The organism is Brevibacterium sp. FAM 24630 (assembly GCF_049804075.1).
Taxonomy (GTDB): domain Bacteria; phylum Actinomycetota; class Actinomycetes; order Actinomycetales; family Brevibacteriaceae; genus Brevibacterium.
This window is the reverse complement of sequence record NZ_JBNBZD010000035.1, coordinates 1-25037: the sequence shown is the minus strand read 5'-3', so window position 1 is coordinate 25037 and position 25037 is coordinate 1. Positions and strand designations below refer to the sequence as shown.

Annotated in this window: 25 protein-coding genes and 1 pseudogene; 20 read left to right on the top strand and 6 right to left on the bottom strand. The window is 61.3% G+C overall.

Annotated elements, in window-relative coordinates; translation table 11 throughout:
* A partial coding sequence (locus ACPUD7_RS17045; protein ID WP_425120576.1) for a transposase occupies positions 1 to 391 on the top strand: 391 nt, incomplete at its 5' end.
* A gap of 566 nt (positions 392 to 957) precedes the next feature.
* Positions 958 to 1458 (top strand): helix-turn-helix domain-containing protein, encoded by a 501-nt coding sequence (locus tag ACPUD7_RS17040; protein ID WP_425120575.1) that lies wholly within the window; start codon positions 958 to 960, stop codon positions 1456 to 1458.
* A gap of 281 nt (positions 1459 to 1739) precedes the next feature.
* Here ACPUD7_RS17040 and ACPUD7_RS17035 read toward each other — a convergent pair whose 3' ends face one another.
* Positions 1740 to 2561: a helix-turn-helix domain-containing protein gene (locus tag ACPUD7_RS17035; protein WP_425120574.1), complete on the bottom strand. Its 822-nt coding sequence runs from the start codon at positions 2559 to 2561 to the stop codon at positions 1740 to 1742.
* Between the two features lie 141 nt (positions 2562 to 2702).
* Here ACPUD7_RS17035 and ACPUD7_RS17030 point away from each other — a divergent pair, with 141 nt between their 5' ends.
* The 5 genes from ACPUD7_RS17030 to ACPUD7_RS17010 all read left to right on the top strand — a co-directional run bounded on the left by ACPUD7_RS17030 (position 2703) and on the right by ACPUD7_RS17010 (position 7083).
* Positions 2703 to 3485 (top strand): hypothetical protein, encoded by a 783-nt coding sequence (locus tag ACPUD7_RS17030; RefSeq protein ID WP_425120573.1) that lies wholly within the window; start codon positions 2703 to 2705, stop codon positions 3483 to 3485.
* Positions 3486 to 3492: 7 nt separating this feature from the next.
* Complete coding sequence (locus ACPUD7_RS17025) at positions 3493 to 3909, top strand: hypothetical protein (protein WP_425120572.1); 417 nt, start codon at positions 3493 to 3495, stop codon at positions 3907 to 3909.
* 142 nt (positions 3910 to 4051) lie between these two features.
* Positions 4052 to 5281, top strand: a complete 1230-nt coding sequence (locus tag ACPUD7_RS17020) for a hypothetical protein (RefSeq protein WP_425120571.1) — start codon at positions 4052 to 4054, stop codon at positions 5279 to 5281.
* 261 nt (positions 5282 to 5542) lie between these two features.
* A complete protein-coding gene (locus tag ACPUD7_RS17015) occupies positions 5543 to 6163 on the top strand; it encodes an endonuclease III (RefSeq protein ID WP_425120570.1) in 621 nt (206 codons plus the stop codon).
* Positions 6160 to 7083: a hypothetical protein gene (locus ACPUD7_RS17010; protein ID WP_425120569.1), complete on the top strand. Its 924-nt coding sequence runs from the start codon at positions 6160 to 6162 to the stop codon at positions 7081 to 7083. The genes ACPUD7_RS17015 and ACPUD7_RS17010 overlap by 4 nt, the downstream gene beginning before the upstream one ends.
* A gap of 6 nt (positions 7084 to 7089) precedes the next feature.
* Here ACPUD7_RS17010 and ACPUD7_RS17005 read toward each other — a convergent pair whose 3' ends face one another.
* From ACPUD7_RS17005 to ACPUD7_RS16995, 3 genes are read right to left on the bottom strand one after another with little or no spacing between them, the layout of a single operon-like run.
* Positions 7090 to 7431 carry a hypothetical protein gene (locus ACPUD7_RS17005; protein ID WP_425120568.1) on the bottom strand — a complete coding sequence of 114 codons (342 nt, stop codon included), beginning with the start codon at positions 7429 to 7431 and terminating at the stop codon, positions 7090 to 7092.
* Complete coding sequence (locus tag ACPUD7_RS17000; protein ID WP_425120567.1) at positions 7421 to 7948, bottom strand: hypothetical protein; 528 nt, start codon at positions 7946 to 7948, stop codon at positions 7421 to 7423. Before ACPUD7_RS17000 ends, ACPUD7_RS17005 begins: the two co-directional genes overlap by 11 nt.
* A 33-nt stretch (positions 7949 to 7981) precedes the next feature.
* Entirely contained in the window at positions 7982 to 8932 is a 951-nt protein-coding gene (locus ACPUD7_RS16995; protein WP_425120566.1) for a hypothetical protein, read from the bottom strand.
* Between the two features lie 166 nt (positions 8933 to 9098).
* Here ACPUD7_RS16995 and ACPUD7_RS16990 point away from each other — a divergent pair, with 166 nt between their 5' ends.
* The 5 genes from ACPUD7_RS16990 to ACPUD7_RS16970 are packed head-to-tail and all read left to right on the top strand — an operon-like array spanning position 9099 to position 13095.
* Entirely contained in the window at positions 9099 to 9854 is a 756-nt protein-coding gene (locus ACPUD7_RS16990; RefSeq protein WP_425120565.1) for a DUF2637 domain-containing protein, read from the top strand.
* On the top strand, positions 9851 to 10447 hold the full coding sequence (locus ACPUD7_RS16985) for a hypothetical protein (RefSeq protein WP_425120564.1): 597 nt from the start codon (positions 9851 to 9853) through the stop codon (positions 10445 to 10447). Before ACPUD7_RS16990 ends, ACPUD7_RS16985 begins: the two co-directional genes overlap by 4 nt.
* The gene (locus ACPUD7_RS16980) at positions 10444 to 11985 is read left to right on the top strand and encodes an FtsK/SpoIIIE domain-containing protein (RefSeq protein ID WP_425120563.1); all 1542 of its coding nucleotides are present in this window, start codon (positions 10444 to 10446) and stop codon (positions 11983 to 11985) included. The genes ACPUD7_RS16985 and ACPUD7_RS16980 overlap by 4 nt, the downstream gene beginning before the upstream one ends.
* Positions 11975 to 12196, top strand: a complete 222-nt coding sequence (locus ACPUD7_RS16975; protein ID WP_425120562.1) for a hypothetical protein — start codon at positions 11975 to 11977, stop codon at positions 12194 to 12196. Before ACPUD7_RS16980 ends, ACPUD7_RS16975 begins: the two co-directional genes overlap by 11 nt.
* Positions 12193 to 13095 (top strand): hypothetical protein, encoded by a 903-nt coding sequence (locus ACPUD7_RS16970; protein ID WP_425120561.1) that lies wholly within the window; start codon positions 12193 to 12195, stop codon positions 13093 to 13095. Before ACPUD7_RS16975 ends, ACPUD7_RS16970 begins: the two co-directional genes overlap by 4 nt.
* A gap of 344 nt (positions 13096 to 13439) precedes the next feature.
* Here ACPUD7_RS16970 and ACPUD7_RS16965 read toward each other — a convergent pair whose 3' ends face one another.
* A complete protein-coding gene (locus ACPUD7_RS16965) occupies positions 13440 to 14198 on the bottom strand; it encodes a class I SAM-dependent methyltransferase (protein ID WP_205677089.1) in 759 nt (252 codons plus the stop codon).
* Positions 14199 to 14491: 293 nt separating this feature from the next.
* On the opposite strand from ACPUD7_RS16965, the gene ACPUD7_RS16960 reads away from it, so the two are divergent.
* From ACPUD7_RS16960 to ACPUD7_RS16925, 8 genes and pseudogenes are all read left to right on the top strand, one after another.
* Positions 14492 to 15061, top strand: a complete 570-nt coding sequence (locus ACPUD7_RS16960; protein ID WP_425120560.1) for a recombinase family protein — start codon at positions 14492 to 14494, stop codon at positions 15059 to 15061.
* Between the two features lie 641 nt (positions 15062 to 15702).
* A pseudogene (locus ACPUD7_RS16955) lies at positions 15703 to 15750 on the top strand (chloramphenicol resistance leader peptide); the annotation flags it as partial.
* A gap of 28 nt (positions 15751 to 15778) precedes the next feature.
* Positions 15779 to 16954 (top strand): chloramphenicol efflux MFS transporter Cmx, encoded by a 1176-nt coding sequence (gene cmx / locus ACPUD7_RS16950; protein ID WP_058199284.1) that lies wholly within the window; start codon positions 15779 to 15781, stop codon positions 16952 to 16954.
* A complete protein-coding gene (locus ACPUD7_RS16945) occupies positions 16954 to 17943 on the top strand; it encodes an IS481-like element IS5564 family transposase (RefSeq protein ID WP_425120559.1) in 990 nt (329 codons plus the stop codon). The genes cmx and ACPUD7_RS16945 overlap by 1 nt, the downstream gene beginning before the upstream one ends.
* A gap of 482 nt (positions 17944 to 18425) precedes the next feature.
* Complete coding sequence (locus ACPUD7_RS16940) at positions 18426 to 18779, top strand: hypothetical protein (RefSeq protein ID WP_425120558.1); 354 nt, start codon at positions 18426 to 18428, stop codon at positions 18777 to 18779.
* Positions 18776 to 19138, top strand: coding sequence for a hypothetical protein (locus ACPUD7_RS16935; RefSeq protein WP_425120557.1), 363 nt, complete (start codon positions 18776 to 18778; stop codon positions 19136 to 19138). Before ACPUD7_RS16940 ends, ACPUD7_RS16935 begins: the two co-directional genes overlap by 4 nt.
* 108 nt (positions 19139 to 19246) lie before the next feature.
* Positions 19247 to 22420 carry an N-6 DNA methylase gene (locus tag ACPUD7_RS16930; RefSeq protein WP_425120556.1) on the top strand — a complete coding sequence of 1058 codons (3174 nt, stop codon included), beginning with the start codon at positions 19247 to 19249 and terminating at the stop codon, positions 22418 to 22420.
* 823 nt (positions 22421 to 23243) lie between these two features.
* Complete coding sequence (locus ACPUD7_RS16925) at positions 23244 to 24197, top strand: Abi family protein (RefSeq protein ID WP_425120555.1); 954 nt, start codon at positions 23244 to 23246, stop codon at positions 24195 to 24197.
* 108 nt (positions 24198 to 24305) lie between these two features.
* Here the strand turns inward: ACPUD7_RS16925 and ACPUD7_RS16920 are convergent, their stop codons facing one another.
* On the bottom strand, positions 24306 to 24863 hold the full coding sequence (locus ACPUD7_RS16920) for a hypothetical protein (RefSeq protein ID WP_425120554.1): 558 nt from the start codon (positions 24861 to 24863) through the stop codon (positions 24306 to 24308).
* Between the last annotated feature and the right edge of the window lie 174 nt (positions 24864 to 25037).

Here is a 25037-nt window from a genome sequence, read left to right as displayed (position 1 = left end):
GTTCTTCACCACCGTCGATCAGGATCGTTTCGACACCGTTGTTGCTGATCAAGTGCACCGCAGGCACGCGATCATCGAGCAGATCAATGCGGAACTGAAAAATGGTGCCCTGGCGCATATGCCCTCCAGGGTGTTCAACGCCAACGCTGCCTGGCTCACGATCGCAGCGATCACTCACAACCTGTTACGGGCGGCTGCCGGGATCATCGGCGGGCGGATGAGCAAAGTGCGCGCCCAGACGCTGCGGACACGGATCATCGGGGTTCCGGCTCGGATTGCTCACCGGGCCAGGAAACTGATCCTGCACCTGCCCAGAGCCTGGCCGTGGGCGACGGAGTTCTCACGACTCTGGCAATCGGCGTTGGGACCACCCCGGACAATGTCGACCTGACCAATTCGCCCTTTGGAAGAGGGCCCGAGACCGCAGTCATGGAGGAGGCTCTGTGAGGCTCAATGTGGAAGAGACCGGTGAGAGACCGGGACACTACCTCCTGCCCACTCATCGTGCCCAAGCTCAAATTCGAGTGGGCCACCGGACATCAAGCAGATCGGTGGATCAAGGTTAAGCGCTTCGAAGTATGCAACAGCCTGAGCCTTGCGGGCCGCGGTGTTGCTTGGGATAATGGACATGTGAAAGATTGATCCTTTCTCTGTTAAGCCCCGGTTGCCCCCGGGGCTTTTCTCTTACGCAAGGTCCTCTACCGGCACGAAAATGTCGTACTGCGGACGTACCGACCGAGTACGCGGACGTGCAATATGGTTCTCCGGCAGAGATCCAGTGCGAATCCACCGGCGCACCGTGTCTGCAGTCACGCCCCGAAGCCGCGCATACTCGGCCGTCGTCCTGATCGCCATCATCTTAGGTTTCGTATTTGTCATCATAATGACAATTTATCATACTACGTCGGACTATGCGATACTTCTCTGATAATGACGAATGATCATAGGAGGGTTACTATGGCGGACGGGCAAGCGCAGGCTCTTGGTGCACGCGTACGCCAGGCCCGGGAGGCGGCCGGGCTGTCCCAGGTAGGCCTCGCTGAGTGGATTCCCGGGCTCCACCAGGCGAGTCTCGCACGCATCGAGGTCGGTGAACGGGCGCTCAAAGCACTGGAGGCCGTAGCAATCGCGAGTGCGACCGATGTTGATCTCGATCGCTTGCTTCGCGGGGATGATCGGGCGGCCGAGGACCTCGTGCGCGCCACAAAGTCGACGACGCCGCAATACATTCAGAGGCGCCTGAGCGACTTTGCGGAGGAGGCGCGCGATCGTCGAAACGAGATTCTGCGGCTGGCGGATGAGGTGCCAGACGTCGCGAAAAGCCGAAAAGCGAACATCTCGCGCGCTTTGCGCGCATGGAACATCGCCGGCGGCGCGACCGGTAACGCTGCTCGCGAGATCGATGATGAAATTGTCGCGGTTGACGAACCACTGGTAATCAGAGACGAGTTGAACTGACTGCGGACAATCCGCCCCAATCCACTCTCGCCGAGGGATCGATTCTGAGCTTCCACCTGCACAAATAACCGGAATCCGCAAAATCCACACCTATTCGGACACCCCGTTTCGTGCGGTTACACAGGGGGCTCTGTTGCAAGCACTGTTCTCTAATTGCCAATGTTTCTGAGTAGGTCAAAAAGGGGTGGATTCTCTGGATATTGGACGTTTCGACTGGTCAGAGTGGGTACAGGGATCCATTTTTGAGGCTGGAATCGGGGTGGATCGGGGGTGGATTCGCCTCACTCTGTCAGCCCACCTCGCACCGCATCCATGGACACCCGCCCGGCAGAGAGGACGCGAAGGGCAGTGTCCTCTGCGGCCTTCGTTCCCGCCTCGATCATCGCGCGCAGGTGGAGTCCGACGGGGATCTCGGCCCACCTGGTGAGCCCGGGCACCCACCAGATCGTGAGTCCCCGGCTCCCGCTGACCGGCCGCAGCACCCCCGACGGCACCTCGGCATCACGGCGTTCGGCGGCGTCGCCGAGAAGGTCGAGATCGCGCACGGACGACTGCGCGGCACTAATGGGCGCCAAGCCGAGGGCCGCCATCGTTGTCGGGCTGCGCCAGTAGGCCCGCCCCGTGATACGACCGCGGTCTTCGAGCGCGGTGGCCCAGCCGGTCAGCGTCGTCGCATACGTGGCCTGTTTAGCCCACGCTTGTCCGCGGGCGAGCCAGTCAACAACGGCATCCGCAGTGCGCAGCGACCCCGGTCGGGTGGTCGCGCAGTAGGCGATCGCCTCAGGCTGCGGCAGCACCCATGGGGCGTCAGCGTCGTTGTTCAGCTGCCAGTCGTCGATCCATGCGCGTAAATAGGCTGTCATGCCGACGGAGAGTGCCGGTCGTAGCGGCGCGAAGAACGCCTGCAGATCCACCTCGAGCGCCGCGACGAGCGCGGGGAGGTGATTAGTGCGCATCGCCTGCTGGCCCCGCTCAATACGGGCATAGGAAGAACTGCTCAGCCCCATGCGATGCGCGGATTCCTCCTGTGGCAATCCGGCCCGCTCCCGCAGAGTGCGCAACCGATGTCCGAAAGCCGTCTGAAATTCGCCCGTTTCTTGCACTCAACCAGAGTGCCCTCACCCAGTCCGGGACACCAGAGTGTGTTCGTCTGAGCGTTGCCGCTCAGGCGCGTACGCCTGTAGTCTGACGATATTCGACCCAACAGATGTGTCGGGTTCCGTTACTCCCGGGAAGGAAAACTGATGGCGTCACCGCACCCTCTCACACCCATATCGATTGCTGCTGTCCTGGCGCTCTCTGCCTGCGGCGGAGGACCCGCCGACTCTGCGGCCTCAGACCAGCAAACTGAGTCCGAACAGCAGGCGTCCCCCGCTTTGTGCCCATCTGCAGAAGACGCCGACAACGTGGTTGATTTTTGGGCGGCCGAGGAGTGGGAGAAACTGGAATCGCGAGTCGGAAAACTACTGGATGAAGACGAAAAGGCCGAGGCCTGCGTCGGTAGCGACGAGCTGACGGCATTTTCTGCCCTCATAGAGCCAGCGAGTCGTTACACCACGAACCCGTCCGCCGTTGAAACACCGCAGGACGGTCCGCCTGACAAGTCTGCCGAGGCCGCACTTAACGAGTGGCTATCAGCCATTGGGCGCACCGACGTGAAACTCAGTGAGAAAAAGCAAGAGGCATTAGGGTACTCCGACCCAGCCACTGACCAAGAGGCCGTTCGCATGGGTAATAAGAAGATCGACTTTGCCGTGCTGGAATGTGAGGACGGTTGGTTGTGCGACATCCGTAATTTCTACGATGACAGCGATCCGTCGAACGGCGTCATTCTCATGGAAACCCAGTTTGATGACAGACCGGCCTTCACTGGGGAAGACAAAGAGCAACGCAAAGCTCTTGTGGACTGGGTAGACACCTGGAAACCAGAGACACTCAAAGAGATAAAGATCTTCTATTACGCCGACACCGACCCCGGAGGCGAACCAGCCGATACCGAACCGTACGCGACCATCGAGTTGAAGTGAGATCCACATGAAGCTGAAGAATGTTGCCTCTTCGACCGTGGCCCTTGCTATCGCCTTAACTCTGAGCGGCTGTGGCCCAGAATCCCCCGGCGATCTGCGCGATAAGCTCGAGGACGCCGGAGCAGAAGACTGTGACGAACCGGAGCAGGAGGAAGGCGAAGGGTGGGTCGGGGTGCAATTCGATTGCGAGCTCGCCCATGTGCTGTCCTCGACTGGCGCGTCTGGTGTGACTGTGACGACGTTCGAAGATTCGGGCAGTGTTGACGCATATGTCCACGATAAGAATGCGTGGGTTCGAGATCCCTATGTTGTGGGGAAGAACTGGATAGCGCATAACAGCTCCTATGAGCACGGGGAAGATTCCACCGGTTTCGTTAAAGACACTCTCGGCGGGGAGATCCGGGCGGGGGAGCCCCAGCCGTGACGCCTAGTCCATGTCGCTCTCCTCGACACAGAGCTGACACCGTTGCTCACCCGGTTCTGGGGCAAGATTGCGACGTGGAGCCGAGGTAGTATCCCGACACTGGCCAAAAGAGCATTACCCATCGAGAGGACTGGAGACGCAGATGGATTGGCAGGAGTACCGGCAGAAGGCCACCGCGGCACGCAACATCCAGATGGGTCTACAAAGCGCGATGGTTGTCGGCAGTGCAAAGCAGTACGTCGAGTCCGTGCGCCAGACGCAGGAGCTGGAAGCCCAGTCGCGCACGCAAGAGCAGATTCTCGCTAGCCAGCGGCAGGCGGCAGCGGCTCAGCATCAAGCCGCTGAGGCACAGAAGAAGATTTTGGACAGTCAGCAGCGGCTGATGGCAGAAGCGGCACGACAGACCGCAGTCCTTCGCGAGGCCCGAGATGCGGAACTCGAAGCGAAGTCTCAGCAGATGAAATACCAGTTTGCGATGTGGCGACAGACGGGGGATGGGCAAGCCTATCTGGATTGGGAGCGCGATGCCGGTGAATATCTCACCTATATGCGATCGCTCCAGCCCCAAGTGTCGGAAGCAGAAGCGGCGGATCATGAGCGGCTCAGCCTGCTGACTGAAAACCTGCGGGCCGAGTTGTTGAAGACTCACTTCGAATTCAGCTCGGCAGAAGCAAGACAGTCATATGAGCGCGACTGCCGACGGTATGAAAGCTACCTCACAGCCAGCAAGTCAGAGCAGACAGAGAAGCTGCGGCGCACGTCGCGGGTTATTCGCGTGGCCGTGGCTACTGTGTTTCTGCTTGCCTGTCTCGGTGCAATTACCTGGGCAGGAGCTAGGCTTCTCAATTTTGTCACAGGCGGATTCGCCGACGGATCCGCCGGCTCGTGGTTAATGGAGGTGGCAAAGTGGACAGCTATCGTTGGGGGTGTGCTCGGCCTCGGCGGACTGCTCTGGGGAAATGCCGTCAACGCCCGGATTCCGGTGCCCGTGCCGAAACCGGAGCAAAAGCATTACGGGAGAACGGTGTACTTCACAGTCACCGATAGCGTCGCGATGCGAGAAGAGTACGACACGATTATTGATGTACTCGAACGGCTGGGCATCGATTCGCCGAATGGGCTGGCCGACCATATACGCAAGAACCGTCGTTTCACATTACCGTACTCACTGAACGCATTGTGCGGGTTTGATGTGCCCGCGAAGATCACCGAGGTTGAACGGTTCATTGAGGCCGCGCCTGCCGAGATGCCGACTGAGTTCCCCGATCTCCCGATGCCGCTATTCACCGAAGCGGCCGTCAATGAACAACTAGCAATCGCGCCGGTGGTTCACGGGCAGCAGGTGCTTATGGAGGCCGCCGCGCAGGTCTGAGCATCTCGCTTCACGGCCGCTTGTTTGTACCAATATCACCACAAGTGTCCCAGCTTCTTCTGTGGTGATTTGGATACAGTGGAGATACGGCATCTGAGATCGCGCGCTTGCGCAGCTCCGCCCGTGCGTACGCCCGATCGCGAACGCGGCTCATCGCCACGGTCAGGGAAGCACGGGCAGCAGGGCTTACGGTCCGGGCGATTGCCACGGCCGCGTCGATCTCCACACAGACCGTGCAACGGTGGACGAAAGGCGAGGATGATGGCGATTGACATTGGGGCGCTCTACGATGAGCTGCGCGACCGACACGGCGACCTCGACGGGTGGGATTGGTGGCCGATGCCCGCCGGGCGCATCCAGCAGCTTGCCGGGGCAATTCTCGTGCAGCAAAATCGTTTTTCTCGCGTTGAGCTGTCGCTGGCGGCTCTCGGTGATGCAGGGCTCCTCGACGCCGATGCTCTGGCTGTCGCGGACCCTGACCAGGTGGTCGCCCTCATTCGTCCATCTGGGCTGGTGCGCAAGAAAGCTCCAGCGCTGGTCGCGGCTGCCGCATGGTTGCGCGATCACGGTGACACGGCCGCGCAGCTCGATGACGACGAGTTGTACCGGACGCTGCGCCGCCTGCCGTTGGTCGGGCCCGAGAGCGCCGACGTCGTGATGATGTATTCGTACCACCGGTCCCGGCATATCACTGATACATATGCGCGGCAGCTCTATGCAGCCCGCGGTCTCCCGACCACGAGAAGCTACCAGGCGTGCGCCCGGGCACTGGCCACGGCGTGGGAGGCCGCCGCCTTGACTCCCGCCGAGGCAGCCGCGTTCCACGCCCTGGTCGTCACCCACGCCCAGGCCGGGAAGCTGGCCGCAGAGGAGGCAGCATGAGCGAGCAGCCCCTCGGCAACGTCGTCACGCAGGCTCGAGCCCCGCGGATCGCGTGGCCCGTCGCCGTCGTTGGAGGATGGATCTACGACGCCCCAGAGCGCGTGCGCATCCGCCGCGCCCATGCCGCCGAGACCGCGCAGCACATGCCATCGCAGGCCGCCGTCGACCGGGCGCGTATCGAGGACGGCGCGGCCCGAATACACCTGGGAGCCGTGGCGTTCGCTGTGACTATCGCGGCTATCGTCTACCCGTGGATCGCGGTGACGCTCGCACCCTGGTTGCTGCTCGTCCACACCCGTCGCCGCGCGGCCACACGGCGTGCGCCAATAACGATGCGGGGGGCGGCCCGCGCGTGGCGGCCCGTGCTCGTGCCGATCGCCGTCGCCGCAATCTGCGCGTGGGCCTGGACGCAGGTGCCGAATCTCGTGTGGACCGCTCTGCCAACCTCGGTGTCACCGTGGCTGCAGGCCGGGCTGCCCGGGCTCGTCGCCTCCGCCGGTGTGCTCATTGGCATCGGGGTTGCCGTGCTGCTGACCGGGCGCAATGTGCGGGCACACGTCGCCGCAGTCGCGATCCACGACGATGTGCGCGCCCTGGTCGGAGCGGCCGTTGGTGCTCCCGACGCCACGGCGATCTCGGTGACCGCGCACGGGGGCCAGCTACGGGTCGACGTGGGTCCAGTGCGCACCACGATGACGCGACCGCTGACGCAACAGGGCGTCGATTCCCGCCTCGCGCTTGCCCAGGCCGACTGGGTCGTGGACACGGTCAGTGGGCTGACGGTCACGGTTCGCCCAGTCACAGTTGCGGACGAGGAGCAGCGTGCCGCGGCGCAGGAGACCGGCGGACTCCTTGGCGGCGTCAGTGAAGACGATGACCAACCGACCTCCGACTGGGGCGGCTGGCGCGACGCAGCCTAGGCTGTTCTATTTCGCTCTCAGTGCTTGCACGGCCTCCACCGCTTCCCATTCGCCAGCCCGTCTGATGCCCAGGAAAGGAACGATTGCCACCGGTATCACGAAAAGGCATATCGCTATCAGCACGAGATCCCACCACATGCCCGTAGTGTGCAGCGAAATCGCCAGCGCCATGATCGACGCTACCCCCGAGATGCCGAAACCGACTGTCGGCGGTAGTCGATCCATTTTTCCGGATCCGGCTTTCCCGTAAGCGATCGTCGCGGCGGTAGTTTCTTCACGCGTGAGTGTGGGGTCAAGCCCTGCGAGTTCCAGATTCTTCTGCAACCAGTCCTCCTGTTCATGGTGCATTGTCGCGGGCTTCTTTCTCCATCTGCCTCGTGTTCGATAGCGCTTTTCGGGTATGCGCTTGCGCTGCCCAAACCAGATTGCTCATCGCTTCCGTGGGTGTCGGGTTCTCGTTTTTCGCTTTCCCCTCGTTGATAACCAGGTCGTACTCGGCGCGCACCCATTTCGCCGCTGTCGTATATGCGGTTTCGATGAGATCGAGGATTTGTCGATCGCCGATTCCTGGGTACGCAGCCCAGGCGCGATGCCACGCCGCATGGAAGTGCTCTTCGGCTCTCGCGTACTGCTCGGCTGTCCCCACGGTAAAAGTCGACTCGGACAGAGGGCGGCATTCGTCGACCGCGTCGGCTATGTCGTTCAGACACTGTGCCGTGACCTTTTCTATACGTTCGGCCTGATGGCGTTGGTCCTCTGCCTCGCGCTCTGATCGGAGCCGCTGTCGCTCGATCCATGGTTGGAATACCAGGCCAAGCGTTGTACCCGCAAGTGCTGAAACTGCCGGAATCACTATCTCCCACATGCACACGAGTCTCGAGTAAAGCGGCACGAAAGTCTAGACTCGCCCCGCCTCGGCCGCCGAGAGCAGCTTCCGCGCCACGCCGGTGGCGACGGTCTCCGAGTGTCCCCGGGCGACGATCGCCGCGATCAGCCGATCCCGATCGGCGTCGGTGAGTCCGGGTGCGCGACCCAGGGCCGCGTGCAGCCAGCCTTCAAGTTTGTGGTGGGCCGCTCCGCGCCGCGGCATCCCCGACACGACCCGCCGCACCCGCGCATCGGCGGCTTTGTCCTCCATATACGCGAGAATTGATGCCCGTGAGGTCGCGGCCCGCGTGCGGTAGGACTCCTCCGCCTGATCCATGGCAGTTCGGTCAAACTGCAGCGCAAACCCCAGGTCGTCGCGGACTACGGCGGCTGCCCACGCTGCCTGCGCCGCACGGTCCGCATACGCGGCTGCGGGCGCAGTCCAGACCGGGTGTGATGGGTCGAGCCACAGATCCGTGTCCTCGGACCGGTCCGGGTTGCCGACGGCGAACGCCACGCGCCGGGTGCGCCCGGACCACCCAACGAGCCGTAGAGTGCCCTCATCGATGTAGCGGGCGATGAGCCGCCCGGCGTACGCCGGGGTCACACCCCACCACCACGCACAGCGAGACTGGGAGACCAATACAGAAGAGTACGCAACGCTGCCGCTGTCTTCGCCATCGGTGGCGGCACGAAAATGGTGGACGACCAGCGCGGAAAGTCGCTGGGTCTCCCGCGCCGGGGTTCCCGACGCGAGGAGATGGCTGCGCAGACGGGCGAGAGCAGTCACGGCGACAGACTGTGGTTCCGGAGCGGGACGGGACGCTGCGGCGACGACGAGGTTAGGGCGATGACGCAGACTGGGTAGCTGGATACGCAGAGCCTCTGCGACGGTCGCGGCGTCGGCAGACGGGTAGCGGAGGCGATAGGTTGTGGCAGCGGCGAACGCCAGGCGGCGGAGACTTTCGGTAGAGGTCGGCATTGTGAGGCTCCTGTGAAAAGCGCGAAACGTAGAGGAATTACCGGCCAAATGATAGTATTAGTATACTAGAGGCGGCTCAGCCGCCTCTATAGTAACACAAGTGCACAACTTTTGGCCCGGAGTGCCCGGCAGGTTGTGAAAGCGGAAACCCGGGGGAACCCGAACGATGACGAATGAGACGACGAGAATGCAGCGGCGCGGGCGACTCGACGCGGACGCGAGGCCCGTCGCATGGGCGCTGGCAGGTCTGCTGGGGGTGACGGCGGCAGCCGCGATGGCACTGAGCTTTCAGGCTCACACGCAGGTGGCGGCCGAACGCCTGGGGGCGGGGCGGTTAGCGGCGGCATATCCCGTGGCCGTGGACGGAGCCCTGGTGGGCCTGGCGGTGGCGATGCTCGTGCAAGCCAGACGTGGCGAGAGCCGAATGCTGAGCGGTCTTTTTCTCAGTTTCTTCACTCTTCTTTCCTCTACCGTCAATGTCGTCCACGTCCTCGACCTCCCCGCTCCGGCTACTCTCCCCTATATCGGCGCGGTCTTAGGAGCCCTCCTGCCCGTTATGGTCCTCGGCCTCACAGAGGTGCTGTGCCGCGTGGTCTTCTCACCGGCCCAGGCCGCAGAACCGATCCAGGACACTGGTACGACGGACCAGGCGATTGAGCCAGTGCCCGAACCACGTCCCGAGTCAACACCGCGACCCGCTATCCAGGCGGTGCCGGACCCACGGTCCACCCCGAAACCACGGCGATCCGCATCTGCAGTCCCCGGCGACCGGATCGACGAGGTCAATGAGGCCATCGACGGGCTGCTGACCCAGGGCTTGAGCCGCCAGGCGGTCGCCGATCGGCTCACGGACGAGCTCCAGATCCCCATCAGCAAGAGCCGCGTGTCTCGGCGCGCGGCACAGCGCCAGGAGGCAGCATGACAACCCCACTCACACTCGGACACCACGCCGAGACCGGACGGGCCATCACCTGGGGTGAGGACGTCACAGAGGCCGTGATCCAGGTCGACGGTCCACGCCACGCTGGTCGTACTCGACTCGCACGCGCCCTCCACGACGAGGCCACGACGGCAGGCATGCGGACGATCCTCATCACGAGCAAGACGCGCGCCCGCCCGGGGGCGATCGTCGTCGACGGCCCTGTCGACGTCCCCGGTCTACTCGACGCCGTTCCAGGGTGCAGGGAGACGCTGGTCATCACCGACGACATCGACGTCACCCCGGCTCCGAAGCCTCCGAAGGCGCGGTTGCTCGCCATCGGCAGCCCACTGTCACTAACGGGTCGGCTGTCCCCGACAATCCCTGGAGCCGCGCATCTGCTCATGGCTACACCGACAGCACCCCGCATCCTGAAGAGCCGTGAGCTCACGTACCGCCGTGTTATGGATGCCGAGGGCGCGCTCCTCTGGGTTGAGCCCGCACGACCAGATATGGATGACCTCGCGGTCATCGTCTCGGGCGACACATTGCCGGTTTGTTGCCCGGCCTACGCTCCGATGGAGGACGCGGCATGACACAGGTACTGCCGCTCCCTCCGGATGCCGATCCGACGAACGCGGCCGATCGCGCGGCGATCCGCCGCCACCTCACCTGCCCCGGCCAGGTGCCGATCCATCTCGACATCACGGCCCGTACCGTCGAGGTCGCGGACACCATGCCCGGGCGCACGGTCATCCCCTGGGGCCCGGCGGTGACCCGCCCGACCCCGCAGGTCGTCGCCGAGGTCGCCGAGCTGCTGCGCCAGCGCGGGCTGGTCCTCGGAGCGGTCGATGAGGGTGGCCACCGGTGGCTCGGGATCCGGCCGGGCCCGGCACACCAGGCCATCCGCGCGAAAATTGCCCGGGCCCTGCGGTGTGCCGAGCACGAGGTCGTCTTGGGGTGCTCGGACGACGGCCAGCATGTGGTGGTCACGGACCATCCACCAATCACCGGCGACACCGACCGGCAGCGCGGCGTCTGGCTTGACATCGCTCGCAAAGTTGTCGGGCATGAGGGGTGGGCGGTGAGCGTGGACCCGGGACGCGGAGTCGTCGAGCTGCACGCCGGGGAGCGGATCACCCTACCGCTCCGCGCATCCGTTGATCCTGCCGACTGGCTGTCCAGTGGGTCGCAGTGGCAGCTGCCATTTGGTGTGGACGGGCGCGGGCGGACCGTGGCGTGGGATCTCACCCGCGCCCCACATGCTCTGATCGCCGGGCTGACTGGCAGTGGCAAAACGATTACGCTGTATGCCATCGCGGCCGCCGCACTCGCACGGGGATTCGATCTCGCGATGTGCGAGGTCAGTAAAACCGGCGCGGACTTCGACGATCTGAGGCCATTCGTCGGTGACGGGCTCTGGGGGTGCGACAGCAAGCATGCCGCGAGCACTGTCATCCAGACGGTGTACGGGCTCAAAGATCAGCGGATGTCGGTGCTGCGACAGCACGGGTACAAGAAATTGGCCGACGTGGCACGCGCCGACCAAAACGAACTCGGTCTGAGGCCGATGCTCCTGCTCATCGACGAAGCGGCGGCACTGCTGGCCGCTCCACCACCGCTCAAAGGCCTGCCCAAAGATCACCCCGTCGTCATCGCGAACTCCCAGGAGCAGGTGGACGTCGCGCTTGGCGGCGACGCCATCCGCCGGATCAGTGCCGAACTGCGCGCGGTCGGGATTCATTTGCTGTTTGCCACGCAGACATTCGAGGCGGCCCTGATGGCCCCCGCGGGCGGCGGCGTGCTGCGCGCCAATCTCCCGTTTCGCGTTCTCATGGGCCGGGCCTCCACCACCCAGATCGGGCAGGCGCTGATGCGCCCGCAGGCAGCGGAAACGGCGTACGTCGTCGCGCACGGGCAGGCGGCTGCCGACGACGACAGCGCTCCCGACCTCTACAGCCAACCGTCGCCCGGCCGCGGGCTCGTTGAAACTGATAGCAGCACCGGTGCGTTCCAGGGTGCCTATGCCCCGGAGCATCAGTGGATCGCAGCGCTGCGACGGCAGGGGGTGCCCGAGCCCGGTGGCGCGGCCCCCGCCGACGACGCGGAGGGAGTGGACTGGGATGCTGCATGACGAACGCGGGCTGCTCACGCACGGCGAGACCCTGATCCGCACGGCGTCGTTGTCGATCCCCGAGGCGGCCGCCGAACTCGGGATCACCGAAGCATCGCTGCGCACCGCTATCGCTCGGGGTGCCATCCCCGCCGCACACCTGCTGACTCCTGAACATCGTGTGCTGCGCATCCTGCGTAGCCATGTCGCCGTACGAAAGGCCCAGTCATGAAAAAGTTCATGATCATGCAACTCCTCTTCCGGCTCGTCCTCCGCATCGCCTACCTCGGTTTTTGGCTGACCATCGGCCTCCCCCTGGCCCCGATCTGGCACGACTGGCCCAGCCGGGTCGAGCCTGCGGGGGACCGCGAGGAGCTGGCTGAGCGACCCATGGACGTCGTCATCCAGTGGTGCGGCATTGCCTGGTGGATGACCATCCCGCCCCTGGTCATGTGGTGGGCCCCGGTGCCCCTGCTCACGCAGGGCGGAGCGGCCCTCGCCGCGCTTCTGGTGGGCCGCCGTATCGCCGCGATGCGCGGTCTGGGCCCCGGTGTGCGCGGGTGGGCACGCTTCCTCTGGCGGCACCGCCTTCCCGTGGGCATCAGCCTCGCCGTGCTCATCGTCACCGCCATCGTGCAGGACGTTCTCTGGGACCGTGCTGGGGTCGGCGGAGATGTCGGGATCATTCAGGGATTGACTCTCGTCACCTGGGCCTGGGCGCTGGTTGCGGGGCTCACGCTCGGGATCGCCGCCATTCGCATCCTCGGCCCCGAGCAGACACGTTGGTTGACCCTGCGCGCACAGATCGCGGGCGTAATCGGTGTCAAGCCGGAAGTGCTACGGCCAGAGGCGCGCGGGGATGCCATCACCGTTGTCATCCCGGGCCAGGCGGCCACCCGGACCACCGAGCAGATTGTCGCTCACGCTCGGGCGGCATTGCCCCGGTGGGAAGTGCGACGGCAGATCAGCGACGCCGATCAGCAGGTGCTGTTGCTGACCCCGGTGTCCGAGGACGTGGCCCGTCAACGCCGGGCCGGAGACGCCTCCGGCGGCCTCCTCGGCGACGAAGGCGCGACCGACCAAAACGAAGCGCCCCCGGACGTGTGGGCCGGGTGGCGCGACGCCGCCTGACCGGCAGTCAGCGATCCGACTGCCTGAGGTCCTGATGCAGGACAGCCTCGATAGCCGCGCGGACCCACGCCGCCCGGGACTGTGCCCCGCGACCCGTCATACGGCGATCGCAGTCGACTAAACAGTGTCGTTGTAGATATACCTTCCACTTTGTACACGACACGCCTGTGTACTTTGCGCAACCCGACTCCGTAGCGATCACTGCGCAAACTAGCGGCTGTCGAGATGCCACCCACGTTGCACCTGATATGCCCGGATAGATTGGGCAGTGGCCAGCTTGTGCCTTGTCAGGTGAAGGTGCAGAAGCGTGAGCGACGATCTGCGCGGATTGGTACCGCTAAAAATTAGTGAGAGCGACTTGGGAAAGCCTCAAGTGCGAAGAACAAGAATCCGGGTGAGGATGAAAAGTGGGCAAAGCCCTCCGGGTGAAGCTCACGTGCTTCTGGCAGTGGTTGCGGTTCAGTGATGCTTGTGACGTGGAAGTCGGCTGAAGCGAAGGCATCGAGCATCGACTGTAATGACTTGCGCCAGAAACGCATCGGAACCCGTTGCCCTCCAAATTCCCACTCGAACTCGTAGCTGGTGTTCGCGAAGTAGTTCGGTCGAGGCTCCTTAATGGTGTAGCCCACGATGGGATGGTCGATAGAGACAAACAACCTTCCGCTGGTTCTGAGGACTCGTCGAATCTCTGTCAGCGCGGGATCCCAATCTTCCAGGTAGTGCAGAACTAGCGAGGCGACTACGTCGTCGAATGTTTCGTCTTCGAATGGCAATGGATCTGTGAGGTCAGCCCGTAGCAGGTTGGCCCCATCGCCGACACGCTGCTTGGCGAGATCGACCATGGCAATGCTGGCGTCGATCCCGGCCACGGTGGCACCGCGTTCAAGCATTTCTGCAGTGAGTGAACCTGAGCCGCATCCGACGTCGAGTACGTTACGGCCCGTAACGTTTCCGAGGAGGTTGAGCATTGCTGGCCGCTCATAGTAGGCGTTCGCGAGACTGTCGTCGTTCTCTGCCGAGTAGGCTGCGGCGAAAGCGTCGTAATTGTTCTTTCGCCGTGGATCTGGCTCTTTTGCGTTTGAGCCAGCGGGTTGATTCGTCATAGGCCCGATCATTTCATATTTCGCCTGCACGCCTGAGTGCAGTTCAGTTGTCAATCCCGAACCGCCAGATTCCCGTAACCAATGTATCCGTCAATCTGTACAAGGTAGAAGGCGTCTCTACAGTCGTAGATCAATGTATCCGTCGTCACTCACAGGGGGTGCACATAACGATCGTTTGTCGGACGGAACATGTTTCTAGACAGAGCACCGAGAGTTACGCGGCGCACCTCGTCCGGAAACCCGTCCGAAAACCTCGGGGGCCAAACCCCCGTTTTCTGGACAGGGAGAAAGTAATGGCGATCATCGGTTATGCCAGGGTCAGTACGACAAGTCAGGATTTGGCTGCTCAGGAAGACGTGCTTCGCGCTGCCGGCTGTGAACGGGTCTATGCCGACCACGGAGTGGATGGTTCGAAGCTTTCGCGCCCCGAGTGGGATAGGTGCCGAGAGGTTCTACGTAGTGGCGACACATTGGCGGTGACAAAGCTTGACCGTATGGGCCGGTCGCTGCGGAACGTCCTCGCCGCGGTCGACGAACTTGCTGCCGACGGAGTGGCGCTGCGCATCCTCGATCTCGCTGCCGACACGTCTACCGCGAGCGGACGCATGGTGCTTAGTGTTCTTGGCGCCGTCGCTGAGCTGGAGCGTGAGCTTGCACGAGAGCGCACGATCGCGGGACTGGCGGCTGCGCGTCGCCGTGGCCGCGCGGGCGGGAGGCCACGTGTGCTGAACGCCGAGCGCCTCCGCGACCTCCGGGGGCTGGTTGATAGTGGAATGCCGGTGTCGCGCGCCGCGCAACTGATCGGAGTCAGCCGCTCTTCGGCCTACACGGCTCTGCGAGGAGGGGAGTCAGCACATGTCTGAGGTGACATTGACTGCCGAAGAAGCGGGTGTTCTACTCGCAGTACTCCAATCATGTGATTGGGACGAACCGCTCCTACCTGGCCTTATCCAACGTCTCGCGGAAACGCTCGAGATCGTCCTGAGGACACCCGAACACGCCGACGAAGAACGGTCCCGATCCCAGCCGTTGCTTTGGACCCGGAACGGACGCCCGTAGGCACGATGATCGATATCATGCGATGCCGCAGGGGCTATGTGGACTGGGTGAACATCGGTCTCAAAGCCGGGGGTGAACTCGAGATCTCCAAAGAGACGGCATGCCGTATAGTCGTAGCGCTCAAAGGTCTCATCTCGCCGAACCAATAGCCGATCGCGTAAAAGTGTTCTCTGTATCCATCGTGCAACCAGCAAATTTGTACATAGACCACTGAGCAGTCCTGTGACAGTACTTGAGCTCTAGCTGTGATGTCCAGGGACGTTGTTCTGCCCCCGCGCGCAATGACACCGTGATGATTCAAGAAGTATCTGTCCAGACCGCTCACCATTGAAGGCGTGTAGAGTTTGGGGCATGTCGAGTCCCGAATCAGACAGGTCAGGGGTTGTCGGTCACACCGCCAGCCCCTTGAACCACTAGTTACGACGCCCACGATCTGTGTGGGCGTATGTCTGGCGTACCCGGGGCACTGGCCGTGGTGACAAGAAGAACCATTTTCTTGATCTCACACCTCGGAGTACTCGATGCCTTTCGCTCTCTACATGCTTGCCCTGGCGGTCTTCGTCATGGGCACTTCAGAATTCATGCTCGCGGGATTGCTCCCCGCGATCGCGACCGAACTTGACGTCTCGGTCGGCACTGCGGGCCTGCTGACCTCCGCATTCGCGGTCGGTATGGTCGTCGGCGCGCCAGTGATGGCGGCATTCGCTCGCCGTTGGCCACCGCGGCTCACATTGATCGTTTGCCTTCTCGTGTTCGCGGGAAGCCACGTCATCGGAGCGATGACACCAGTGTTCTCTCTCCTGCTCATCACCCGGGTGCTCAGCGCTCTCGCAAACGCAGGATTCCTCGCCGTAGCACTGAGCACGGCCACTACCCTCGTGCCAGCGAACCAGAAGGGGCGTGCACTGTCGATCCTGCTCTCCGGCACGACGATCGCAACCGTCGTGGGCGTCCCCGCCGGGGCACTGCTCGGCACAGCGCTGGGCTGGCGAACGACGTTCTGGGCGATCGCCATCCTCTGTATTCCCGCGGCCGTTGGAGTCATTCGTGGCGTCACGAACAATGTTGGTCGGAGCGAGACTAGCGCGACCTCACCAAGGCTCCGTGTCGAGCTCAGCCAGTTGGCGACGCCGCGGCTCATCCTGGCCATGGCACTCGGAGCGCTGATCAACGGAGGGACCTTTGCGGCATTCACCTTCCTGGCTCCCATCGTGACCGAGACCGCGGGCTTGGCCGAAGCGTGGGTGTCCGTCGCGCTGGTGATGTTCGGCATCGGATCGTTCCTTGGCGTCACGATCGCAGGACGACTATCAGATCAACGACCTGGCCTCGTGCTCGCAGTCGGTGGACCGCTATTGCTGACAGGCTGGATCGTGTTGGCAGTAGTCGCATCTCATCCCGTTGCGCTTATCGTCCTCGTCCTCGTTCAGGGATTCCTGTCGTTCGGCGTCGGCAGTACTCTGATCACGCGTGTGCTGTATGCAGCATCGGGTGCGCCAACGATGGGCGGTTCGTACGCAACCGCAGCATTGAATATCGGAGCTGCCGCGGGGCCCGTGCTTGGTGCGTTCGGGCTCGCGACCGGGCTGGGGCTGCTCGCGCCGGTTTGGGTCGCTTCGGTGCTGACAGCGATCGCTCTCGTCATCATGCTTCTCACCGGACGCGCGCTTACGAAGACCGCGGCGGAGGCCAATTGATGACCCATCCGAACGCTCTTCTCACTCCTCGTGCCCGTCTCCGGTTAGCCCGGCTGATTGTCGAAGACGGCTATCCGGCCACGATCGCCGCAAAGATGTTCATGGTCTCCCCGATCACTGCCCGGAAATGGGCCGGCCGCTACCGGGAAGAGGGTGAGTTCGGGATGCAGGATCGCTCCAGCAAGCCGCACCGGATCCCAGGCAGGACGCCCGAGTATGTCAAGAAAAAGATCATCAACCTGCGCTGGCGGCTTCGACTGGGGCCAGCCCAGATCGCTGCGCGACTTGGTCTCTCGACGTCGACTGTTCACGCGGTCCTCGTCCGTTGCCGCGTGAACCGCCTCTCGCATATCGATCGTGTCACTGGCGAGCCATTGCGGCGATATGAGCATCCTCATCCGGGATCGTTGATTCATGTCGATGTCACGAAGTTCGGCAACATCCCCGACGGCGGTGGACATCGTTACGTAGGTCGGCAGCAAGGCGCACGGAACAAGCTCGCGACTCCGGGATTACCACGAGGAAAAGACCACAAGCCGCGCACCGGAACGGCGTTCGTTCACACAGTCATCGACGACCACTCCCGCGTCGCGTACGCAGAAATTTGGTCGGATGAGCAGGCGAGCACAGCGGTGGGAGCTCTCGAACGCGCCGTGGCCTGGTTCGCCGAACGAGGTGTGACCGTCGAGAGAGTCCTATCCGACAACGGGTCGGCTTACAGATCCCACGCATGGAGGGACTTCTGCGCTCGGCTCGGCATCCGACACAAGCGGACACGCCCCTACCGGCCGCAGACGAACGGGAAGATCGAGCGATTCCACCGCACGCTCGGGGACGGATGGGCCTATGGCAGGTTTTACGGTTCAGAAGCAGAACGACGCCTGGCGCTGCCCGGCTGGCTCCACTTCTACAACCACCACCGACACCACTCTGCGGTTGGCGGCGCACCCTTCGACCGACTCAACAACGTCCCTGGACGTCACATCTAGCAACTGCTCATGTGTCGTTTCGCAAAGCTCGCTCGCGAGGGCCGTGCAGGCTCGCGCATGCAAAGCCCTCGAGAGTAAGCCGCGACGCAAAGGATGGCTCCATGGATCCTGCTAGCGAGTAGGGCCCTGACTTCGAGCAGCGCGGGATCACTCTAGCCCGCGCTCTCCACGATCCGTTGGGTACCCAGGGTTCAATCATGTATGCAGGCAGAGAACGCGATGTTCTCTTCGTCAATCACGACGAAATACATGTATACGAATTCATTGTGTCACGCACGAAAGATAGGGCAATCAAGGACGGCGGAAAGCTAGCTGAGCCCGTAAGTGCACGGAATTCCGAGCACAAGCCTCGCATCGAGTTGTTCAAGTTTGCCGGTCAAGCACGACACTGCGGCTTGGACTGTTGTCGGCAGCGTCCTCCTGAAAGCGCTATCGTGGGGCGAAGATCCACTCGATTCACCTGTAGTCAACTAGGAGAACCAATGAGCAACAAGACGTGGGGAAATTGGGAACTGCGCGTTGAGATCATGTGCATCGAGCACTCAGTCAACGGGTACCAGATCAGTCTCGACGAATGCCTGACTTCTGCGCAGGTTCTTGACTGGGTTTTCCAGATGCGGGCTAAGACATGGGTGACGTCGGAGGAAATGGCAAACCTGTTAGATGCTTTCGATGATGTATTCGAACCGCAATCAAGGTTGTGCTCCGTCGGGCGCAATAAGAGCTTGACTAAAGAGGAAATGCACCGACTGGCCGAAACAGCGGCTCAGAGAAAGACCGATCTTAAAGAGTTCAGCAATCTATTCGCACCAACGTACAGGGACGATGCCGAATGAACATTGATGAGGTCCGCGAGATCATCGAATTCGCAGAGATGATCGAGGGCAAGAAGTTCCCGACAGGGGCCGCTGACGCATGGCTGAGCATCGTCGAGGGTATCCCTGTAGAGGAAGCCCGAGTTGCGGTAGTCACCCATTTTAGGCAATCAACAGACCATCTGATGCCTGCGCACATCACTAAGCTCCAAGAATCCTGGGAGCCGACGATCCTAGACGACGTTGGCTTCGAGGGAGAGGCCGATGCGTTCAACTTCAACAGGGATCCAGCCAAAGAGCGGAAGGTTCGCGAAGAGAAGTTCAGAGCCGATGCTGACGAGCTTGGCATAGACCCTGAAAGGATGCTCAAGAACGTTTGATCGATTTTCGCCAAGCCTGTGATCTGAAGTCCCAACCCGAACCATGGAGCACTAATGCCTGAAAGCGTTTCAACAATCATCGCTCGCCTGGCAGCACGAAGAGCCGGAATGACCGAAGCGACAATCCAGTCGGATATTCGCAACCTGGTCCTCGCTGCAGGGCTCAACCTCACCGAAGATGAGGTTGAGGAGCGAGTTGAACTTGAAGCGCAAGTCGGAGATGGGTCTCGGCGTCGCATCGACATTGAAGTCGCGACCACTGTCATCGAAGTCAAGAAGGATCTCGATCGGGCTACCGTACTCTCCCACGGTGAAGACCAGCTTGGGGGTTACGTAAAGCAACGCGTCAGGCAGACCGGTGCTCGGTTCTACGGAATTTTGACTGATGGACGACGGTGGCGACTCTATGTGCCATCGATCCAGGCATCTGAAAATGACGAAGTCACGGACGATCTCATCTTCGTCAAGGAATTCGTGCTCAGGTCGGCTAACGAGGAGACCGCACTGCTGGAGTGGCTGGGCGCGATCCTTTCCCGCGTCACGGGATTGTACCCGTCTCCGGAACGCATTGCGCAGGTTCTCGGTGCCGAATCGCCCACGTACAAGGCCGATCACATGTCATTGCGAGCACTGTTCGACGGGGCAATGGAATCGAACGACCATCAGCTCAAAACTCAGGTGTCACTCAAACGCGAGCTGTGGTCGAAACTGCTGACCACCGCGTTTGGTGAAGACTTTGACGGTTCGGCTTCACTGTTCGTCGACCACACCCTACTCGTGCTGACAGCGGAGATAATCGCTCATGCCGTGCTCGGATTCGATGTCTCGAAGGCCGGAAACGTCAGCGCGGCAGAGCTGGCAAACGGTCAGAAGTTCGCAGAGGCGAAGATCCATGGAGTCGTCGAATCCGATTTCTTCGACTGGCCGTTGACTGTTGCGGGTGGTTCCGAGTTCATCGCGGCCCTTGCCAACCGACTGTCCCGCTTCGACTGGGCACACGTGGACCACGACGTGCTCAAGCATGTCTACGAGTCAATCGTCACGGCTGAGACTCGACAGCAACTTGGCGAGTACTACACACCAGATTGGCTTGCCGAGCGGATGATCGAAGAAGTCGACTACAACCCTTTGACGAATCGCGTCCTCGATGCCAGCTGCGGTTCCGGCACCTTCGTCTTCCACTCCGTTCGACGTTACTTGGAGCGAGCAGAAGCCGAGGGGCAAAGCTCCTACGATGCGATCACTGGCGTCGTCGAACACGTCTACGGCATGGACATCCACCCTGTCGCTGTTGCTCTTGCTCGCGTGACCTACCTGCTGGCAATTGGCAGCGACCGGCTGAAAGGTCGGCGACCCGGATTCTCCGTTCCGGTCTACATCGGAGACTCGTTGCAGTGGGAGCAGTCAGCGAACTTGTTCGCCCACTCGGATGTGGTGTCTGTTCCGACGTCCGGATCCCACCTTCTTGATGGTGGCGGTGTACTCGGCGACGATGACATCAAGATCCCCGTCTCCGTGATGCGCAACGCCCAGAGGTTCGACGAAATCATGGCTCGAATCGCCACTGAGATCAGCATCTTCAGATCTGAGAAGGAGCACAAGGCCCGCGACAACACAAAGTACGTCGGAGAATTCAGGAAGCGCTTCAGGAAGATTCTCAGCACAAAGCATTTCAACCTCAGCGAGGATGAGCAGTCGACTCTTGCAAACACAGCGGCGCTGATGTACGAACTTCACCTCGTTGGCCGAGACGGGATCTGGGCCTACTACGTTCGGAATCTGATTCGTCCGATCTGGCTGTCGATGAAGGCGAACAACGTCGATGTTCTCGTGGGTAATCCGCCATGGTTGCGGTACAGCAAGATGAACCCATGGATGCAGAAGAAGTTCCTCGAGCAGTCCAAGGACCACAATCTGACTCTCGGTCGGCTGGGCGCGTCGGGTCGTGATCTGGCCACGTTGTTCGTAGTCCGTGCCTGCGAACTCTATCTGCGTGAAAGCGGCGAGTTCGCATATGTCATGCCTCACTCTGTGCTTACGCGGAAGCCCAACGTTGGATTCCGTGCCGGCCGATGGGCAATGTCCTCGGAAGCATACCCATCCGGAAAGGGTGGCAACGCAGCGTTCAGCGGGATCTGGGATCTCCAGGATGTCTCAACTGGGTTCCCGATTACGTCGGGCGTGATCTTCGGGTCAACGACCACGAAGAATCCGAAAGCGATGCCCGCCAAAGCTACGGCGTTCAAAGGCTACTTGAACCCACCTTCTCAGCCGTGGTCTCGCGCCAGTAATGCGATCCGCACCTCGACGACGAAGCTCGCGCAGGTCACAAGCGACGACCTGCCAAAGTCTCCCTATGCCAAGAAGTTCCGACAGGGCGCAATTCTTGTTCCTCGCCGGTTGATGTGGGCGGTGCCGGGTGACGCCGGACCGCTGGGGACGCCCGGCGACACGATTCCATTAGAATCTCGAACTTCCAATCAGGATGATGCCCGCTGGAAGGTTGACCCCATCTCCGCTGCGGTGGACCAAGAATTCATCTTTGGAGGCTACCTAGGCGAGCATCTGCTCCCATACCGGGCAAAGGAACCGGGGATGGTTATCTTGCCCCTAAAGAACGGCGAGCTTTTGTCGACAGAGGACGCGTCGCGCGAAGTTGGACTGTCAGACTGGTGGAGCGAGGCCGAAAGTCTCTGGGAGGAGAACAAGAAGGAAGGAACGATTTACAGCCTCTCCGAACGCATCGACTTCCATAACCAGTTAACAGCACAACTTGGGAAACCGGGCGGGTATTTGGTGATGTACCCAAAGTCGGGAAACAACATCGCAGCCGCATGGGTACCGGTCGATGGCTCTCTCGTCGACCATAAGGCGTACTGGATGCACACAGGTTCACTCGCTGAGGCACGCTATCTGACGGGGATCTTCAACTCCGAAACGCTTGCGGAGCGGGTCCGCCCGCTTCAGGCGGTGGGGCTCTTCGGCGCAAGAGACTTCGACAAGTACGTCTTCGCGATCGAGTATGGTCTATACGACGACACCGATGTGAACCATCAGGAGTTAGTGCGCCTGGTCGAGCACGCAGAGATGGTAGCCGCCAAGGTGGACCTAGACGGGGCGAAGACGTTCCAGGCCGAGCGGAAGCGAATTCGCGAGGCAATGGACAAGGACGGGGTGGCAGCTGACATTGAGTCGGTAGTCATGCGGATTCTGCCGGAGTTCTCACTGGACGATGATGAAGCGGATGAGTCATCTCCTGATCCCGACTCCTCGTTGTTCTAGACCATATCCAGCGCCGCGCAGCTACCATTGCCCCATGGCGAGGACGCGGTGACTTCGAGCGCGGCATTGCGCGGTTGCGGACCTAAGCGGGCGAGCTCGGGCATGCGAACCCTGCCGCGTCCGAGACATGGTTGGAATGGCGTGTTGGGCTCTGGGTACTGGCCTTGCGGGAGAAGTGCAGGGTTGGCAAGCTCAGTGACGAGCAGATCGCTGAGGCGCCAACGGCTGGTGTTGGGTTCGGGCGACCGTACCGGGATCCCGAGCCGAAGCTGCTGAGTTCTGCCGAGCGCCGGGATCCGGACTTGCTGGCGAGATTAGAGCGCTCGCACCCCGTGCTTTCGCGAGCATGGGCGTCTCAACGTCAGACAGGTGAGAGGTGTCGACGGATGGCCGGTTGCCGGTCGTTGGGTGACTTCGCTCCGTACTCGGTATCGTCGTGGTCAGCTCCCAGACTCGGTCATCGAGGCTGCCGAGGCGATGGGCATCACTTGGAACATTAACCGACACCGGTCGAGACAGTTGAAGTCAGCCTCTGACGATTGAATAGTCCGGTTCCCATGCGTTGGGGGACGCTGATTCGGACACGAGTTTCGGACGTCTGATCCCCTCCTGAGACCGTCACCTGGCGAACCTGTCCGTGGACGATCATCTCTGGACAATCTTTTGACTTGGATGAAGCACTGTTGATCACAGTTTGGACACACACCGCCTCAGAGTCGTACGTGAGACGGCGTGTGCGGTAGATTGGTACTTAACAGTCCCCCCGCTGCCTCTCTACGATGCACCCTGCGGGGGTCCTCTTTTTTTGCAAGGAATGCCCGTAGTGCCAACGCCTCCACCATTCCTCAATCTGAACGAGCGGATTGAGTACCTATACCGGCAAGAATATTTTGAGAAAGCGTCAATCAGCGACGACGACGCCGCTAGAATCGACCAGCTCAACTTTCATTACTTTCTGGGCTATGCACGGAACTACAGGATGCTCGTTGGACGAGGACTGGTTGGCGCGAGCACGAAAAAGATATCCGACGTATTCGCAATCATCGACCAAGACCACACGGTTTCCGAGATCCTTTACCGTGGGATCCGTCAGGCCGAGTGGGCTTTGCGACAAGCCGTGGTGAAGCACTATTGCGCGTGCTTCGATTCTGCAGGCTCGTTCCTGGACGAGGCTCAGTACCTGGAAACCGAAGCTGGCAGTTCAGCACGACGTGTCAGTTCTGTGCTCGACCAAACGCTTAGATACGGAGAGCCGTACGTTTCACAGCATGTCGACGAAACCGCGAAAGCATTGGGACTTCACAGGTTCAAACGCTACGACCCAAGCGGTCACGCCGACTGTGTGAAGCTCGTACGTGACCTCCCTCTCTGGTCGATTGTTGACGCGTTCTCGCTAGGGACGCTGAGTCACTTCATAACCGAGTGCGATTCTCGGCAGGACGATTCGCCGAAAATCTGGAAATCCGTCGCGCAGGAGTTTTCAATTTCAGCTGCTGTATTTCAGTCTCAGATTGAGGCGCTCGTCGTACTTCGGAACATCGTCTTCCATCAGTCCCGGTTGTGGATGCGCCCCACTACGCAAACTCCGAAAACACCGAAGATATTCAAGAAGCAACTCCGCGGAGTCGACCCGAAGGCGATGCATGTTGGATTTCTGAACCTGGCTTTGTTCCAGCCTGATGGTCAGCAGCGGCCATTCGCAGAGGCAATTGAAGCCGCAATCAGCGAGAACCCCGACTACCGCTATGGGGTTACAAAGGTTCAACATCATATCTAGGGCGTGTCTGATAAATGCTGTAACCAAGCGATGACACCGTTGAGCACGACAGCGGCTCGATTGACGAAGGCGAGTTCGTCGTCCGAAATTCGGCCCGGGTTCTACTGGCTAACGGGCCCGGTGTCGGATTTCAGAGATCACGAAGTCGAGGGCATAGCCGGGACGGACATAGACCAGCTCGACCCCATGTCGCTTGCAGAGGCGTCGTTTGCGGGCGTCACGCTTCTTCACGGCTTCGTATGCCGCCGGACCTCCGAAGAAATCAACTGGCCTGTCATGCTGTGCGCCTTGATACTCGACACCGACGGCCATTTCGGGCAGGTAGACATCGAGGTGCTGACGTCCGAGCCACCCTGGCGATGCGTGTTGCTCCACCGTCTGCTCCGGGAATGCGTCGCGGAGCTCGTGGAAGAGCCGCGTTTCCGACAGCCACCCCTCACCGACGCGTGGCAGTGCTGCATCCTCGCGAACCATGTTTTCGGCGTTGCGCGCCAGGGCGCGGCAATAGTCAATGACCTCCGCAACCCTGGAGAACCCGTATTGCGTCAGGTCGAGACCTCTGGAAGCGTGGTAGCCGACCGACGAACCTACGTAGACCGAGTACTGAAGCTTTGGAGATGTTGTAGACCAGGCGCGGAGGCGTTGCACTCTTACTTCTTCGGACACGGTCGAGACCAAAAGCTCCGCCGCGCGACGAACAAGTTCAATGTGTTTGTCAAGTCCCGGGTTTTCTAGAGGCTGAGCGTTCGTTCAGTTTCTTAGGCTGCTAATTCCTGTAGGCTCGTGTAGTGGGTTGCTTCGATTTCGGCGGGAGTCTGATACCCAAGCATTGAATGTAGC

What these genes read in the sequence shown, in the direction of transcription:
- ACPUD7_RS17040 (WP_425120575.1), top strand. Translation starts at nt 958, where the DNA reads ATGGCGGACGGGCAAGCGCAGGCTCTTGGTGCACGCGTACGCCAGGCC.
- ACPUD7_RS17030 (WP_425120573.1), top strand. Translation starts at nt 2,703, where the DNA reads ATGGCGTCACCGCACCCTCTCACACCCATATCGATTGCTGCTGTCCTG.
- ACPUD7_RS17025 (WP_425120572.1), top strand. Translation starts at nt 3,493, where the DNA reads ATGAAGCTGAAGAATGTTGCCTCTTCGACCGTGGCCCTTGCTATCGCC.
- ACPUD7_RS17020 (WP_425120571.1), top strand. Translation starts at nt 4,052, where the DNA reads ATGGATTGGCAGGAGTACCGGCAGAAGGCCACCGCGGCACGCAACATC.
- ACPUD7_RS17015 (WP_425120570.1), top strand. Translation starts at nt 5,543, where the DNA reads ATGGCGATTGACATTGGGGCGCTCTACGATGAGCTGCGCGACCGACAC.
- ACPUD7_RS17010 (WP_425120569.1), top strand. Translation starts at nt 6,160, where the DNA reads ATGAGCGAGCAGCCCCTCGGCAACGTCGTCACGCAGGCTCGAGCCCCG.
- ACPUD7_RS17005 (WP_425120568.1), bottom strand. Translation starts at nt 7,431, where the DNA reads ATGCACCATGAACAGGAGGACTGGTTGCAGAAGAATCTGGAACTCGCA.
- ACPUD7_RS17000 (WP_425120567.1), bottom strand. Translation starts at nt 7,948, where the DNA reads ATGTGGGAGATAGTGATTCCGGCAGTTTCAGCACTTGCGGGTACAACG.
- ACPUD7_RS16995 (WP_425120566.1), bottom strand. Translation starts at nt 8,932, where the DNA reads ATGCCGACCTCTACCGAAAGTCTCCGCCGCCTGGCGTTCGCCGCTGCC.
- ACPUD7_RS16990 (WP_425120565.1), top strand. Translation starts at nt 9,099, where the DNA reads ATGACGAATGAGACGACGAGAATGCAGCGGCGCGGGCGACTCGACGCG.
- ACPUD7_RS16985 (WP_425120564.1), top strand. Translation starts at nt 9,851, where the DNA reads ATGACAACCCCACTCACACTCGGACACCACGCCGAGACCGGACGGGCC.
- ACPUD7_RS16980 (WP_425120563.1), top strand. Translation starts at nt 10,444, where the DNA reads ATGACACAGGTACTGCCGCTCCCTCCGGATGCCGATCCGACGAACGCG.
- ACPUD7_RS16975 (WP_425120562.1), top strand. Translation starts at nt 11,975, where the DNA reads ATGCTGCATGACGAACGCGGGCTGCTCACGCACGGCGAGACCCTGATC.
- ACPUD7_RS16970 (WP_425120561.1), top strand. Translation starts at nt 12,193, where the DNA reads ATGAAAAAGTTCATGATCATGCAACTCCTCTTCCGGCTCGTCCTCCGC.
- ACPUD7_RS16965 (WP_205677089.1), bottom strand. Translation starts at nt 14,198, where the DNA reads ATGACGAATCAACCCGCTGGCTCAAACGCAAAAGAGCCAGATCCACGG.
- ACPUD7_RS16960 (WP_425120560.1), top strand. Translation starts at nt 14,492, where the DNA reads ATGGCGATCATCGGTTATGCCAGGGTCAGTACGACAAGTCAGGATTTG.
- cmx (WP_058199284.1), top strand. Translation starts at nt 15,779, where the DNA reads ATGCCTTTCGCTCTCTACATGCTTGCCCTGGCGGTCTTCGTCATGGGC.
- ACPUD7_RS16945 (WP_425120559.1), top strand. Translation starts at nt 16,954, where the DNA reads ATGACCCATCCGAACGCTCTTCTCACTCCTCGTGCCCGTCTCCGGTTA.
- ACPUD7_RS16940 (WP_425120558.1), top strand. Translation starts at nt 18,426, where the DNA reads ATGAGCAACAAGACGTGGGGAAATTGGGAACTGCGCGTTGAGATCATG.
- ACPUD7_RS16935 (WP_425120557.1), top strand. Translation starts at nt 18,776, where the DNA reads ATGAACATTGATGAGGTCCGCGAGATCATCGAATTCGCAGAGATGATC.
- ACPUD7_RS16930 (WP_425120556.1), top strand. Translation starts at nt 19,247, where the DNA reads ATGACCGAAGCGACAATCCAGTCGGATATTCGCAACCTGGTCCTCGCT.